The following is a 13180-nucleotide window of genomic DNA, read 5'->3' as shown; positions in this document are numbered from 1 at the left end:
AAGGGTAATTCAGTCCTTGATGCTGAACTGGCTGGTTCAAACCAGACATCGATTTCTTGGACTTCACTCTTGACTTTCTTGCTCTTTTTAATCGTCCCTAGAGACGCTAAGAGTTCTTCTAAATATTCCTTGGCAAATTGGTCGTGAATTTGGCGAGTCATTGCAGGGGATAATTAATCCGAGAAAGTGCATTAACAATCTTGTTAGATCATAGCAAGTTTTGAGAATTTATCTTTTTAATCAACAGCACCAGTGTGCGAACCAATCGGCTCTCTTATTCTTTGTGTGACAAGTTTAACTTATATAATAGCGATCGGTCTTTGTGTCCTTTGTGTCTCTGTGGTTCTTTACACTCACTTGAGCGCAAGACTGTATCTTAGAATACATTTTACCCACCAAACCGAAGAGAGTCACCAATCTTGCTTAAAGGCCCCTTTTCAAGTTCCCAGAGCTTAGTCACCAATATGGCGAAAGTGACGGAAAAGGGATAATCTGCAACTCAATTGCCCAAAATAAAGGCTAGAATCGAAATATAGTATCGATCGCTACGGATTTTTCATGAATTACAGAAAATTTTGCTTGGCTTTTTTGCTGTCCCTTATCCTCATCAACACCGGATTAGTTATGCCTAGTTACGCAAACGAAAGAGAATTGAGGACAATTACCGTGACGGGAGAAGGAATAGAAAATATCGCCACTTCTCAGGCAGTAGTGCGCTTAGGGGTAGAAGTTCAAGGCAAAGAAGCGGGGAAAGTGCAGCGGGAAACCGCCAATCGTAGCGATGCGGTGGTTAAATTTCTCCGTTCCCGTCAAGTGGAAAAATTGGAAACCACCGGCATCAGTTTACAGCCCAATTATGACTACAGCAACAACCAAAGACGTTTAATCGGTTATATCGGGGCTAATTTGATTAGTTTTCAGATCGATATAGCCCAAGCGGGGATTTTAATCGATGAAGCGGTGAAAGTCGGGGCAACACGCATCGATGGGGTCAGTTTTACTGCTGGAGAATCAGCGATCGCAGCTGCCCAAAGAACCGCTCTCATCAAAGCCACGGAACAAGCTAGAGAACAGGCGACAATCGTGTTACAAGCCCTCGGTTTAGTGGCGAAAGAAACGGTTTCTATCCAAGTGGGTAATACAGGTAATCCCGTGCCAATAGCCCGCTCAGAAGCGGTTTTTCGGAGTGCCGATGCTGCCAGTAGCCCGGTTATCGGAGGGGAACAAACCCTGCGCGCTGCTGTCACCCTCGAAATTAGCTATTAAGATAACTTTCAGCTATCAGTTATCAGCCTGGTTTTTTTTGACCGGAAATCTTGGATACAGGCTGATAAAATCAACGCCGATGTTCGGAAACTCTAGAAAAAACTGTCCCCCTCATCCGTGAATTATCCTAACTTTTTACCCACTGTTAGCGAGGGATTGAGCGAAGATACCTCCCTTGCTCTCCTCGAAAATATCCACCAAATTGCCATCGATAGCCCCATCTATCCCCGATCGATTCTAACTACCTATAGTCAACAAGGGCAAGGTCAACCGCCTTTTGTCCTCCTGCACGGTTTTGATAGTTCCCTGCTGGAATTTCGGCGTTTACTACCTTTACTCGCCCAAAATAGGGAAACTTGGGCGATAGATCTACTCGGCTTCGGTTTTACTGAGCGAGAGCCAGATTTAGAAGTATCTCCAAAAACTATTAAAAGCCATCTTTACCATTTCTGGAGAACTGCGATCGCCGAACCGATAATTTTAGTCGGTGCTTCCATGGGGGGTGCAGTGGCCCTCGATTTTGCCCTCTCCTACCCGGAAATAGTGGCGAAATTAGTCCTCATTGACAGCGCAGGACTAGCTAATCCCCCAGTTTTGGGTAAATTGATGTTTTCTCCCCTCGATAAGTGGGCAACTAATTTTTTAGCCAATCCCCGCGTGCGCCAAAATATCAGTCGTACTGCCTATTTCGATCCAACTTTGGCTAGTGTTGATGCTTGCACCTGTGCTAGTCTGCACCTGAATTGTCCCCACTGGAGTGAGGCTTTAATCTCCTTTACCAAAAGTGGCGGTTATGGGTCATTTTTGCCGAAATTAAGCCAAATAAACCGAGAAACTCTGATTATTTGGGGAGAAAACGATCAAATTTTAGGCACAAAAGACGCGAAGAAATTTCAGCAGGCTTTACCTAATAATCAACTGGTCTGGATTCCTCGCTGTGGTCATGTTCCCCACCTCGAAAAACCGGAACTTACCGCAGCCGCGATAGTTAAATTTGCGAGCTAAGAACTTATAATGGGATTATTTGACCCTATAGTGCCAACTTTTATGAAATTTTTGCCGATCGCTCTCGCTGCATTCAGCCTTCTGAGTTTATCTGTCAATATTCCTGCTACTGTGGCCACACAACAGCTTTTTTGTCAAGGCCGCATGAATAACGGTTGGTCCTATTCGGCAGAATTTCTCAATGGACGTTTTGAACGCATTCGCTGGACGCGTTCCGGTCAACCTCCCCAAGTTTCTAGCCTTAGCTTTAAAAATACTAACAACAAAGGACAACCGATTTATCGTGGCAGTTTATTCGCCGCAGTCAGTGTGACCCTGATAGACTTATCGAAAGGAGATGTCCGTCCCGGTTCGCAAATTTCCGTGGGAGTGGAAGAATGGGGTTGGTCGCGGGGAAACTGCGCTCTTTCTAACCGATAAATCCCGGAACTATCGTCGACAAAAAAGGCTGAAGTATTTTCAGCCTCGTCTAAAAAATCAGATTTTACCCGCAAAATTAAGGAATAGGATTAGCTGGCTCCTTGCCTTCCAGGGTTTCGGGAACAGCTTCCGTCTTACCAAAAGCGACTCTGAGGAAGGGAGGAGCGAGGAAAGTGGTCAGGATTACCATAATAATAATCGACACCTCCAAAGGCTTGTCCAAAATTCCGCTGGCCGAACCAATCCCGGCAAAAACTAGACCCACCTCACCCCGGGGAATCATACCCACACCGATGGCGAGACGATTGATTCCGGATAGGCCAAAAACTGCCCAGCCCGTCACCAGTTTACCGATGATCGCCACAACGATCAAAAAGACAGCGATCAAAAGTCCGGCCCGATTCTCCGGTACCGTTGGGTTTAAAACACCGAGGTCGGCACGCGCTCCCACCGTCACAAAGAAAATCGGTACGAGCAAATCGGCGATCGGTTTGATCAACTCATCCAACTCGTTGCGGGTATCGGTTTCATCAAGCACCAAACCCGCAGCAAAAGCCCCTAAAATCGCTTCAAGATGAATAGCATTACCCAAAAATGCCATAAAGAAAGCGAAGACAAATGCTGGAATAACAATATTTCCCCTGGTTTTCAGCCGCTCCACGATCGCCACAAAACTTTTGTTAAAAATACCTCCCAACAAAATTGATCCGATCAAAAAGGCCGTAGCGCTGACGATCAAATAAATAACATTGACCACATCGATCTCACCGGTTTTGGCCAAACTAGCGACCACAGCCAGAACAATAATACCAAGGACATCATCGATCACCGCCGCACCGACAATAATTTGCCCTTCTTTGGATTTGAGTTGACCTAACTCTGACAACACCTTCGAGGTAATACCGATACTGGTTGCCGTTAAGGCAGCCCCCGCAAAAATCGCCGGGATGGCGGCCACATGAAAGACGAGCATTAACCCGGCCGTACCCGCCGCAAAAGGTGCCGCAACCCCCACACAGGCCACAACCGTGGCTTGAATTCCCACTTCCTTGAGTTGCCGCAGATCCGATTCCAGGCCAATTTCAAACAGCAGAATAATCACACCGATTTCAGCTAGAACCGAAATCACTTCACTTTGGGACTCAAAGATCCGGTCCACGGCAGCCGGGGCCAATTGATTCAATCCTTGCAGTACCGTCATAATCAGCGAGTCAGAGGCCGATAGCCCCCCTTCCGGAAAGATGAGCAGATGCAGTGCCGAAACGCCGACGATCACACCGGCGACCAGTTCTCCCAGTACGGGAGGAAAATCCAATCGTCGGGCGGCCTCTGCGCCGAGCTTGCTGGCCAGATAAATCACCACCAGCGTCAGCAATACCCCGGAGAGAATAATCGGTGAATCCTCGGCCACAACCGTCGCGAGCAATGGTATCGGAGCCATGGGAGCCGCTATCTCCCCAATCAAAGGAGGCAGAATAGGGGACAAAATCATAAGTTTAAAGGGATGAGGGTTAAAGGTTTTAGGTGGTCATAAAACTGGGGGATAGGAAAAAGGGCCACCGCTCAAGGACAGTCAGGCTGCAGATGCGGTGGCCCTAGAGTGCCGGAGTCATGGTCCGGTTAGATATCACAGCCCTCTGGTCCACAGAAACTCTGTCCGTACAGAACCTCCGCATCACAGAGATAGATCATGCCCGCAAAATTGAGGAAAAACTGCTCGGCAACCTGCTTGGCAATATTTTGGGCCATAATTCGATCGGGGGTAAGTATCTCGAACTTAACATTACTGTCGGTTTCGGAAACGTGGGGTTGTCCCGACGAGCGCACGTTGCGACTGCCTTTACCGCCAGTATCCATCACCGTGTAACCACTCGCCCCGCATTCTTCGATGATCTTGGCGACTTTTTTCAACAAAATCTTTTCTGTGACGATGACGAGCTTTTTGGCTGGTTTGGCCATGTTGATTATCTCCTTAAGTGTGTACATTTATTTGCTTGGTAGACCCCGTCAAGGGAACGCCCACAGACCACAATCCTAGCCGCCGCTGAGGGCCTGGGCGAGACCAACGAAGAACGGTATGCACAAGCCGATCGCTACGGGTGTACCGATGGCCGTGGACGCGCCTATATAGGCGGAGGGATTAGCCGAGGGGATACCGGCCCGCAACGTGGGTGGTCCAGAGATGTCGGAACTAGAGGAAGCGATGACGGCCAGCATGACCACACCGCCCCAGCTGAACCCGGTGGCGTAGTGGGCAATCATGCCGAGACCGAAGGCGATTAGCCCATGTACAAACGGTGCTATGACGCTATAGACAACATACCACTGGGCTACCTTACGCAGTTCACCCACCCGTGACCAAGCCTCCATCCCCATGACTAGCATCAAGACCGAAAGCAAGCCGCGAAAGAGGGGATCGTAGAAGCTTTTATAGACACTTTCCGGCTGGGTGAATATGCCCAAAGCCAAACCTAATAACATGGCCGATAGGGCCGGTCCGCGAAGGCTTTCCTCAATGATCGGCCAGATCTTGACCCGATTATCCGCCGGCTGCTGCTGGCTGAGATACTCCTGCCGACTGCTGGGATAATCCTGCTGATCGGAATAATCCCCGGCCGCCACCGGCTGCTTGCTAAAAGACTCGCGGTCGTAGGCCGCTTCTTTGTTTTTCTTCTTGTTAAGATAAATGTTAGCCACCACGATCGCCGTTACCAGCGCCGGGATATCCATGAAGGGATAGAGTGCGCCAGCCCAGGCCTCGTAGGGTATCTTTTGTTCTTCGAGTACCGTCAGACCGGCTGCCATAGTCGAGCCACTCACGGCTCCAAATAACCCCCCAGTTGCGATCGCATCGACCACTTTCACCTTGGGCAGATTGGCTAAGGTATAGCGCGCGACGAAGACCACAATAATCCCTACTATTACGGCAAAGATCATTGGTAATACCATTTCCGTCAGGTTGGAATTGCGGATGGCAATCCCGCCAGTCAGACCGATTTTGGTCAGCAGCATAAAGACAATGATCGTACAAATTGACTCGGGAATGACCAATTCACTTCCGAGAGCAGCAATGATCATCCCACCAATCAAAAAGGCCAGTGTTGGGGACTGCAACTGCTTAACAAAGTCTAGGAAAAACAATGACAAAAAATCCACGAATACCTCCTTAGGCCTCCCCTGATGAGGAGTATTGAATATAAACGAACTAAATGAACTTTCAAAAGCTGAAAGAGAGTAAGAGTAATACCATTTTTCTTTATTCTTGGCAGGTATCTTGCCCCCCGATGTCGGGGGGGCAGGGGGGGTGGGGGGGTTAGGGGTGAGGGCAATTAACCATCTCTGCCATTACTTGTGAAAAATGGTATAAGGCTCTTTACCCCTTAAGCAAACCTGTTGCGGGCAGAACTTTGGACAGCGTCAAGTCCGCAGGTAAGCCTAATTCGGGATTTTTGGCGGTTAAACTGGCCCCGATCGCCCCTGTCCCAGAAGCTACCCCAAAGGCGAGAGCTAGAGGGTGATAAACGATGGCAGCTGTTACACCACCGAAGATATCGCCCCGCAAATTGTCAAAATGAATACGATTGGTTATTTCCATGAGAATCCAACTGAGCAAAGGATTTTTGTCCACAACAAAGCCGGCGGTTGACAGACCAGCCTTGATAGACAAAAGTTTATGGTTTTTAAAGATTGATTGTTATAAATCTATACTAGAACGGATATCTTGACAAGCAAATTTTTGTAAATTGAGTTTAAATCGATATATCTTTACAAAAGTATTGATTTAAACCTATGATATAAGCAGTGTGGGAAGTTTTCACCCGTTCCCCTCCATTCCTGCTTCTGTTTAGCAAAGCTCCTCAAGGCAGTAACAGAAGTGTAGCGCTCTAGAGGCTTCTCTTGATTCAAGCCACTTTACATCAACTGATCGTCTTTGAAGCGACCGCTCGTCATGGCAGTTTCACCAAAGCTGCTGAAGAACTATCGATCACCCAACCCACGGTTTCTACCCAGATGAAACAACTGACTAAAGCAGTGGGTCTGCCCTTATTCGAACAGATAGGCAAACGTTTGTATTTAACCGAGGCCGGACGCAGTTTATTAGTAACCTGTCAGGCAGTCCTCAAGGATCTTGATAACTTTGAGATGGCGATCGCTGATATCAAGGGGATTAAACAGGGTAAACTGCGTTTAGCGGCGGTATCCACAGCCCAATATTTAATCCCTCAGATCCTAGGTCCTTTTTGTCAACAGTACCAAGGGGTAGATGTGTCCCTAGAATTGACCAATCACCAAGATCTAGAAGCAAGGATAATCAATAATGTTGATGACCTATATATTTTAAGCGAACCCCCCGAAGATCTAAACCTGGAGATTCAACCGTTTCTGGAAAACCCCCTTGTGGTTATTGCCCGCAAAGATCACCCCCTAGCGGGACAGAAAAAAATTCCGATTAAACGGCTGCAAGGGGAACCTTTTATTATGCGGGAAATGGGATCGGGAATTAGACGGGCAGTACAGCAAATTTTTCTCGACCATGGCATCACTGTATCTTTGCGTTTGGAAATCGGCAATAATGAAGCCATTAAACAAGCGGTCGCCGGTGGTTTAGGAATTTCGGTTCTGTCTCAGCACGTCTTAAATTTAGATAATCCTCATGGGGAATTTACCATCCTTGACGTGGAAGATTTTCCCATCCAACGCCATTGGTATGTGGTTTATCCCAAGGATAAAAAACTATCCGTGATCGCCAAGACTTTTCTTGATTATCTCCTCTCAGGGGAATTAGGGGCATAAGCACCCACAGACCCCCTATCAAGTCGAATTCGGCAAGCGCAAGCGATCGATCTATATCGCATCCGAAAAGGTGGAGAATGTTCGAGAACTCGATCGCGTGGGGAAACCGATCGGCGAAATCCTCAAGGCGATCGATTCTCCCAAAACCCGCCAGGATTTAATCCTCATAAATGCGGCACTCTAAGGCATCGGGATTGGCTTCGCAGTAAGACTGAAGTGAGTTACTCCCCTGTTTTTTGACCCGTTGATGGGAGGCTTCGGCCTGGAGTTCCTCCACCACATCCCAGGCTGCGGCGCAATCGGGAGAGATTTCACCCTTGGCCGCACAAATTGCCCGCGCGTCTTCCCGGGCTGCTTCAATTTCATCTTCGATGAACAACCGCTTGGGCTTTTCGACAAAATCGCTCTTGAAGAGAATATCACTGACAGAAATAATGCCCAGCAAAGTTTTGCCCTGAATCACCGGTGCGCGGCGAATGCGGGTTTGAGCAAATAACCGAGCCACATATTCCACCCCCAGTTCGGGATTGACGACCACACAGGGCTTGGCCATAATTTCATAGACCCGCATAGTTTTAGGATCGTGGCCAAAGGCCGCCACTTTGTAAACGATGTCGGTTTCGGTGACAATTCCATAAGGGTCCTGTTCATGGCGCGGTTCGACAATCAACCCTCGCAGTTTTTTTTCTTTCATCAATTTCACGGCATCGGCAACCGTTGCCGAACCACGAATGGTGACAACGTTTTGGGTCATAATTTCTTGAGCTTGTAGCATATATGGTTTGGTTTTTTTTAAATGAAAGAACTGGTATAAATGCAAAAGTTGACTAGGGTTGTCCCGATAGCAATTTCCTAGACTCTTGTGGGCTGAGTGCCACTGTCAACAGAGATGACCAGGGCCAATGGGCGCTCGCTGATTTTGGCTGGGACGGGGTAGCGGCGGCTGTGTTCCCCTGAATGCCGGGAGCATAGGCCTCCAGCACAGCGCCGTTTTGCCAACACATGGCGATGAAATAATCACACACTGGGCATTCCGTCTGAGCAACCTGCCGGGCCGGACACTTATATCCTGCGGGTAGGCGATCGCTCAAGAGCCTTTGAGCTACGCTGCCACAGTTGGGACATCGAATTTCTATCAGCTTGTTCAACGCCATACCTCAAAATTGAATAGTGGTGTGAGAAGGAAAGGGTTAAGGTCGGACGTTTGTCCAGAGTGGAAGACTATAATTGTCGTTCTACTGCAGCGGTAAATTCTTCATAGGGTTTAACCCCAACTAATGTTTCTATCAATTTCCCCTGTTTAAATACCATGACAGCCGGAATACTTTTAATTCCAAAGCGTTTGGCTACGGGTTTGTTACTGTCCAGGTCAAGTTTGAAGACTTTGGCGCGATCGCGATAGTCATCGGCCAATCGATCGATCAACGGCGCCACCAGTTTGCAAGGTCCACACCAGGTTGCCGTGCAATCTACCACCAACAGTGATTCACTCTTTAACAGGGAATCAAATTCAGTTTCATCTTGAATAAATGTAGCCGTACCCATGTTTATATCTCCAGATTGATGCTGTGTAACTTAGGACAAATTCTCTGATCGCTGCGTTTTACAATATAAATTCAGCTTTGAACCGCTCCTCATCTAAAAATGCTTGGCTTTTGACTCTGTAACTTTCCCCCAGAAAGGGGTTGGGGTTCAGGACTATGAATAAAGAAAAATGGCATCAGTCAATGTCCACCTCCCGGGGGTATCGTCTATAGTTTGGTCGTCCCAGACATCGATGGTGATATCTAGTCCCTGCTCATGCAGGGGTTTTACTTTGTAAGTCGTCATCGGCTGCTCCCAATCAAAACAAATTTGCGACGTTAAGTTACGGTAATATGGTTTTGCAAGTTATTGCATTGACATCCCCTATGACAGCGACCCCTTCAAACGATTTATCTGCCTGGGAGCGGCTAGAACAAGGTAGACAAGCAAAAGCAAGCAACGGTGGTTATGCGGGCTACGGCTCCCCTGCCTTTGGACAACGATCGATCGATGGTGAATTAGTGGATGATCCGGAAGAGTGCCGGGTCATTGAACTGATTCGCCGTCATCACAAATCAGGGAAATCCTTGCAGAAGATCGCCGATTGGCTTAATGAACAGGGCTACACCACCAAACGTGGTCAACCATGGCAGCGTATTTCCGTAAAGCGAGTGCTAGATCGACTATATGGAAAGGTGTCCAGAATTTCCGGAGTAACCCTTCAGGCCGACCAGAACCCAGAAGTACTCACCCCAGCGTCTGGTGATGCCGCTCCTGAAACCATTAGAGGCTGAGTAACCCCTAAATAAAAAGTTTCAGGCTTTAACTTGTTACATCCCTCTATGATACACCGAAGTGGGTCTAAAATCTTTACGAGTTTAATAAAAATTGTAACAAAACGTTACATCTTTTAGGAAAAAGTTAAATGACGCTACACTTTGAGATAGTTTTAGAACGGGTTTTAGCAACTCTGAGAGTCTGGGTTCTTTGCCCAGTGGCTGTTCTGTCTATCTTGGCCTTTGCGATTGCAGGATGGTGCTGATGTCCTTTGATACACCTCTGAGTTGGGCCCCCGATCTGGAAAAAGCGATCAATCGCCAACCCTTGACGGTGCCGCCAACCACTTCTCTGGCGGATGCGATCGCCCTAATCGGTCAGGCCCATAGCCGTCTGTGTTTACTCACCGATGACCTATCCCCTCTAGCTGCTCCGGCCGGAGAGGTGCGTGTTAGCTGTCTGCTGGTGGTGCAGGGGCAAGAGTTATTAGGAATTTTGACAGAACGCGATGTGGTGCGACTCACCGCTCAAGGGATTAACCTGTCCGAGACAACCGTTGCCGATGTGATGGTACATCCCCTGATCACGTTGCCCCAGCAATCTGCTCAAGACATTTTTGCTGCCCTGTTTTTGTTTCGGCGCTACCGCATTCGCCATTTGCCGATTGTCGATGACCAAGGACAGTTAGTCGGGGTGATCTCCCATGAAAGTATTCGCCAGATATTGCGTCCGGCCAATCTATTGCGGTTTCGTCGCGTATCCGATGTGATGACCAGTCAAGTGGTACAGGCCCCACTCACCGCCACAGTCTTGCAATTGGCCCAGTTAATGGCTGAACATCGTGTCAGTTGTGTGGTGATCACCCAACGAGATTCAGAAGACAATGACTGCCCGGTTGGTATTGTGACAGAGCGAGATCTTGTCCAATTTCAAGCAGTTCAAATCGATCTGCACAAAACTAGGGCCCAGACGGTGATGAGTACGCCGTTATTTCTCCTCAGCCCCGAGGATTCCCTGTGGACGGCCCATCAGGAAATGCAAAAACGGCGGGTGGGGCGTTTGGTGGTTTCTTGGAACTGGGGGCGGGGGTTGGGCATTGTTACACAAACCAGTCTCTTGCGGGTTTTTGACCCGATGGAAATGTATGGGGTGATTGAAAATTTACAACAAACGATTCAACAGCTAGAGTCCGAGCGATCGCCCTTCCCTCCTTCTCCACCAGCGGACTTATTACCCCAACCAACTTGTGATCCATCCCAAAAAGACATCGCAGGAGATCGCGAATTATTACTTGCCTTGCTGGACAATGCCTACAAAGACGTAAAGTATATGTGGGCTAACTTAGATATTGTCGTCGAGCAGCGGCGATCCTTGCTTCAATCTGTTCTAGAGACGCTTGCGTACCTCGGTCGTGAAATTAGCTCTTAGACGAGGTCTAATAGAAAAAACCCCATCTTGAAGAAAGATGGGGTAAGGTAAAAATCAAATCAATCTAAACAGTAACAGGTTCTCGATCGAGGGGTTTAACGCGATCGAGCAGTGCTTGCAATTGTTCCCCTTCAATCACCTCTTTACTGAGGATTTCTTGGGCAATTTCTTCGAGCAAATCGCGATTTTGAGCGAGAATATCCAGGGCCTGCTGATGACCATTTTCGACAATCTCTTTCACTTCATTATCGATCGCTTTGGCCGTATCATCGCTAACCAAACGCCGGGGATTGATCATACCATCTCCCAGAAAACTATTCTGTTGACCTTTTTCGTAGGCCAGGGGACCTAGGGTCTTACTCATACCATAGGTAGTCACCATGCGTTCGGCCAAGTCCGTCGCCCGCTGCAGGTCATTAGCGGCCCCAGTAGTAATACTACCAAAGACAATTTCTTCCGCGGCCCGACCACCTAAAAGAGTAGCAATTTGGTCGCGTAATTCCGTATCATCCATCAGGAAACGGTCTTCCGTGGGCATTTGCAGGGTATAACCGAGGGCTGCCATGCCGCGAGGCACGATCGAAATCTTAGCAACTTTACCACCCCCCGGCATAACTGCACCAACGAGAGCGTGACCAACTTCGTGATAAGCGACGATTTTCTTCTCTTTTTCCGAGAGAACCCGGCTTTTCTTCTCTAAACCGGCCACTACCCGCTCGATTGCCTCATTAAAGTCCTCTTGGGCAACGGTACTGCGTTGATTGCGGGCTGCCAATAAAGCCGCCTCATTGACTAGATTAGCTAAGTCAGCACCGGCAAAACCGGGGGTACGGGTAGCAATCTGTTTTAAATCCACACCCGCTCCTAATTTTACCTTACCTGCGTAGATTTCGAGGATTTTTAAGCGTCCAGCCAGATCGGGACGATCAACTAACACTTGGCGATCAAAACGGCCGGGGCGTAAAAGGGCGGGATCAAGAGTTTCAGGGCGATTAGTAGCGGCCAGCACGATTACCGTCGCATCACCAGCGTTAAAACCGTCCATTTCCGTCAATAATTGGTTTAAAGTCTGTTCCCGTTCATCGTTACCCCCCATAAAATTACCGTTAGCGCGAGATTTACCGATCGCGTCTAATTCATCGATAAAAATAATACAGGGGGCTTTTTTCTTGGCCTGTTCAAACAGATCTCGCACTCGGGCCGCACCCGCACCGACAAAGAGTTCCACGAATTCCGAACCCGAGATACTAAAAAAAGAAACTCCCGCTTCTCCCGCTACTGCTTTTGCCAGCAGGGTTTTCCCTGTCCCCGGCGGACCGACGAGGAGGACACCCTTGGGAATCCGCGCCCCGATTTGAATGTAACGTTGGGGATATTTGAGAAATTCGACGATTTCGGCTAATTCGGTTTTCGCTTCTTCCACACCGGCCACATCTTTAAAAGTGGTTTTGGTGGTATCTCCTTCCACATAGACTTTAGCGCGACTTTTGGTAATCGATAAAGCCCCGGCTGGACCACCGCCACCGCTGCGAGCGAGGAAAAATTGCCAAATACCGACAAAAATCAGGGGAGGAATCACCCAACTAAGGACACTGCCAATCCAGCCATTTTTTGGCGGCGGCGCAGCGGCGAATTCTACGCCCTTAGCTTCTAGACGTTTGGGCAATTCTAGGTCAAAAATCGGTGTAGTGCTGAAAATTCGTCCGTAGTTGCCCTCTTGGTCGTTTTTAAGCTGATAACGAATCTCATTCTGTCCCACGGATACCCTAGCGACGTTGCCATCTTCCACTTGGTCGATAAAAAGACTATAGGGAACTTTGGGGACGCTAGGGCCAAATAATTGCGGGAAAAGAAGGTTAACAATCAGAAATAAGCCGCCTACGGCTAATAAAACATTACCGATCAGGCGAGATTGTGAAGGAGGTTTGCTTTTTATACTCATTGCTGGGCATGATTCATTAAAATT

Annotated in this window: 15 protein-coding genes; 6 read left to right on the top strand and 9 right to left on the bottom strand. The window is 48.2% G+C overall.

Annotated elements, in window-relative coordinates:
- Positions 1-558: 558 nt before the first annotated feature.
- The 3 genes from H6G48_RS25395 to H6G48_RS25385 all read left to right on the top strand — a co-directional run bounded on the left by H6G48_RS25395 (position 559) and on the right by H6G48_RS25385 (position 2691).
- Entirely contained in the window at positions 559-1266 is a 708-nt protein-coding gene (locus H6G48_RS25395) for an SIMPL domain-containing protein (protein ID WP_190723812.1), read from the top strand.
- Positions 1267-1383: 117 nt separating this feature from the next.
- Positions 1384-2271: an alpha/beta fold hydrolase gene (locus H6G48_RS25390; RefSeq protein ID WP_190723811.1), complete on the top strand. Its 888-nt coding sequence runs from the start codon at positions 1384-1386 to the stop codon at positions 2269-2271.
- 42 nt (positions 2272-2313) lie between these two features.
- Positions 2314-2691 carry a hypothetical protein gene (locus H6G48_RS25385; RefSeq protein WP_041805046.1) on the top strand — a complete coding sequence of 126 codons (378 nt, stop codon included), beginning with the start codon at positions 2314-2316 and terminating at the stop codon, positions 2689-2691.
- 76 nt (positions 2692-2767) lie between these two features.
- On the opposite strand, the gene H6G48_RS25380 is transcribed toward H6G48_RS25385, so the two are convergent.
- The 4 genes from H6G48_RS25380 to H6G48_RS25365 form a co-directional block, all read right to left on the bottom strand.
- A complete protein-coding gene (locus H6G48_RS25380; protein ID WP_190723810.1) occupies positions 2768-4183 on the bottom strand; it encodes a cation:proton antiporter in 1416 nt (471 codons plus the stop codon).
- A 128-nt stretch (positions 4184-4311) separates the two neighbouring features.
- The gene (locus H6G48_RS25375) at positions 4312-4650 is read right to left on the bottom strand and encodes a P-II family nitrogen regulator (protein WP_079207015.1); all 339 of its coding nucleotides are present in this window, start codon (positions 4648-4650) and stop codon (positions 4312-4314) included.
- Between the two features lie 75 nt (positions 4651-4725).
- Positions 4726-5847: a sodium-dependent bicarbonate transport family permease gene (locus H6G48_RS25370; protein WP_190723809.1), complete on the bottom strand. Its 1122-nt coding sequence runs from the start codon at positions 5845-5847 to the stop codon at positions 4726-4728.
- A 217-nt stretch (positions 5848-6064) separates the two neighbouring features.
- Positions 6065-6358, bottom strand: a complete 294-nt coding sequence (locus H6G48_RS25365; RefSeq protein WP_190723808.1) for a sulfate permease — start codon at positions 6356-6358, stop codon at positions 6065-6067.
- Between the two features lie 230 nt (positions 6359-6588).
- Here H6G48_RS25365 and H6G48_RS25360 point away from each other — a divergent pair, with 230 nt between their 5' ends.
- Positions 6589-7485 carry a LysR family transcriptional regulator gene (locus H6G48_RS25360; RefSeq protein ID WP_147068923.1) on the top strand — a complete coding sequence of 299 codons (897 nt, stop codon included), beginning with the start codon at positions 6589-6591 and terminating at the stop codon, positions 7483-7485.
- A 157-nt stretch (positions 7486-7642) separates the two neighbouring features.
- Here the strand turns inward: H6G48_RS25360 and H6G48_RS25355 are convergent, their stop codons facing one another.
- From H6G48_RS25355 to H6G48_RS27005, 4 genes are all read right to left on the bottom strand, one after another.
- The gene (locus H6G48_RS25355; protein ID WP_147068922.1) at positions 7643-8260 is read right to left on the bottom strand and encodes a CP12 domain-containing protein; all 618 of its coding nucleotides are present in this window, start codon (positions 8258-8260) and stop codon (positions 7643-7645) included.
- A gap of 52 nt (positions 8261-8312) precedes the next feature.
- Positions 8313-8639, bottom strand: coding sequence for a hypothetical protein (locus H6G48_RS25350; RefSeq protein ID WP_190723807.1), 327 nt, complete (start codon positions 8637-8639; stop codon positions 8313-8315).
- Positions 8640-8706: 67 nt separating this feature from the next.
- A complete protein-coding gene (gene trxA / locus H6G48_RS25345) occupies positions 8707-9030 on the bottom strand; it encodes a thioredoxin (protein ID WP_002778933.1) in 324 nt (107 codons plus the stop codon).
- A gap of 153 nt (positions 9031-9183) precedes the next feature.
- Entirely contained in the window at positions 9184-9315 is a 132-nt protein-coding gene (locus tag H6G48_RS27005) for a 2Fe-2S iron-sulfur cluster-binding family protein (RefSeq protein ID WP_261779272.1), read from the bottom strand.
- Positions 9316-9362: 47 nt separating this feature from the next.
- Here H6G48_RS27005 and H6G48_RS25340 point away from each other — a divergent pair, with 47 nt between their 5' ends.
- Together H6G48_RS25340 and H6G48_RS25335 are read left to right on the top strand one after the other, a co-directional pair.
- A complete protein-coding gene (locus tag H6G48_RS25340; protein WP_002763750.1) occupies positions 9363-9803 on the top strand; it encodes a recombinase family protein in 441 nt (146 codons plus the stop codon).
- Positions 9804-10041: 238 nt separating this feature from the next.
- The gene (locus H6G48_RS25335; RefSeq protein ID WP_190723806.1) at positions 10042-11214 is read left to right on the top strand and encodes a CBS domain-containing protein; all 1173 of its coding nucleotides are present in this window, start codon (positions 10042-10044) and stop codon (positions 11212-11214) included.
- A gap of 64 nt (positions 11215-11278) precedes the next feature.
- Here H6G48_RS25335 and ftsH4 read toward each other — a convergent pair whose 3' ends face one another.
- Positions 11279-13156, bottom strand: coding sequence for an ATP-dependent zinc metalloprotease FtsH4 (gene ftsH4 / locus H6G48_RS25330; RefSeq protein WP_190723805.1), 1878 nt, complete (start codon positions 13154-13156; stop codon positions 11279-11281).
- Positions 13157-13180 lie beyond the last annotated feature (24 nt).

Origin of the sequence: Microcystis flos-aquae FACHB-1344 (assembly GCF_014698375.1) — a bacterium.
Lineage (GTDB): Bacteria > Cyanobacteriota > Cyanobacteriia > Cyanobacteriales > Microcystaceae > Microcystis > Microcystis aeruginosa.
Note: the sequence above shows the minus strand (reverse complement) of the source record. Positions and strands in the feature narration are given on the sequence as shown.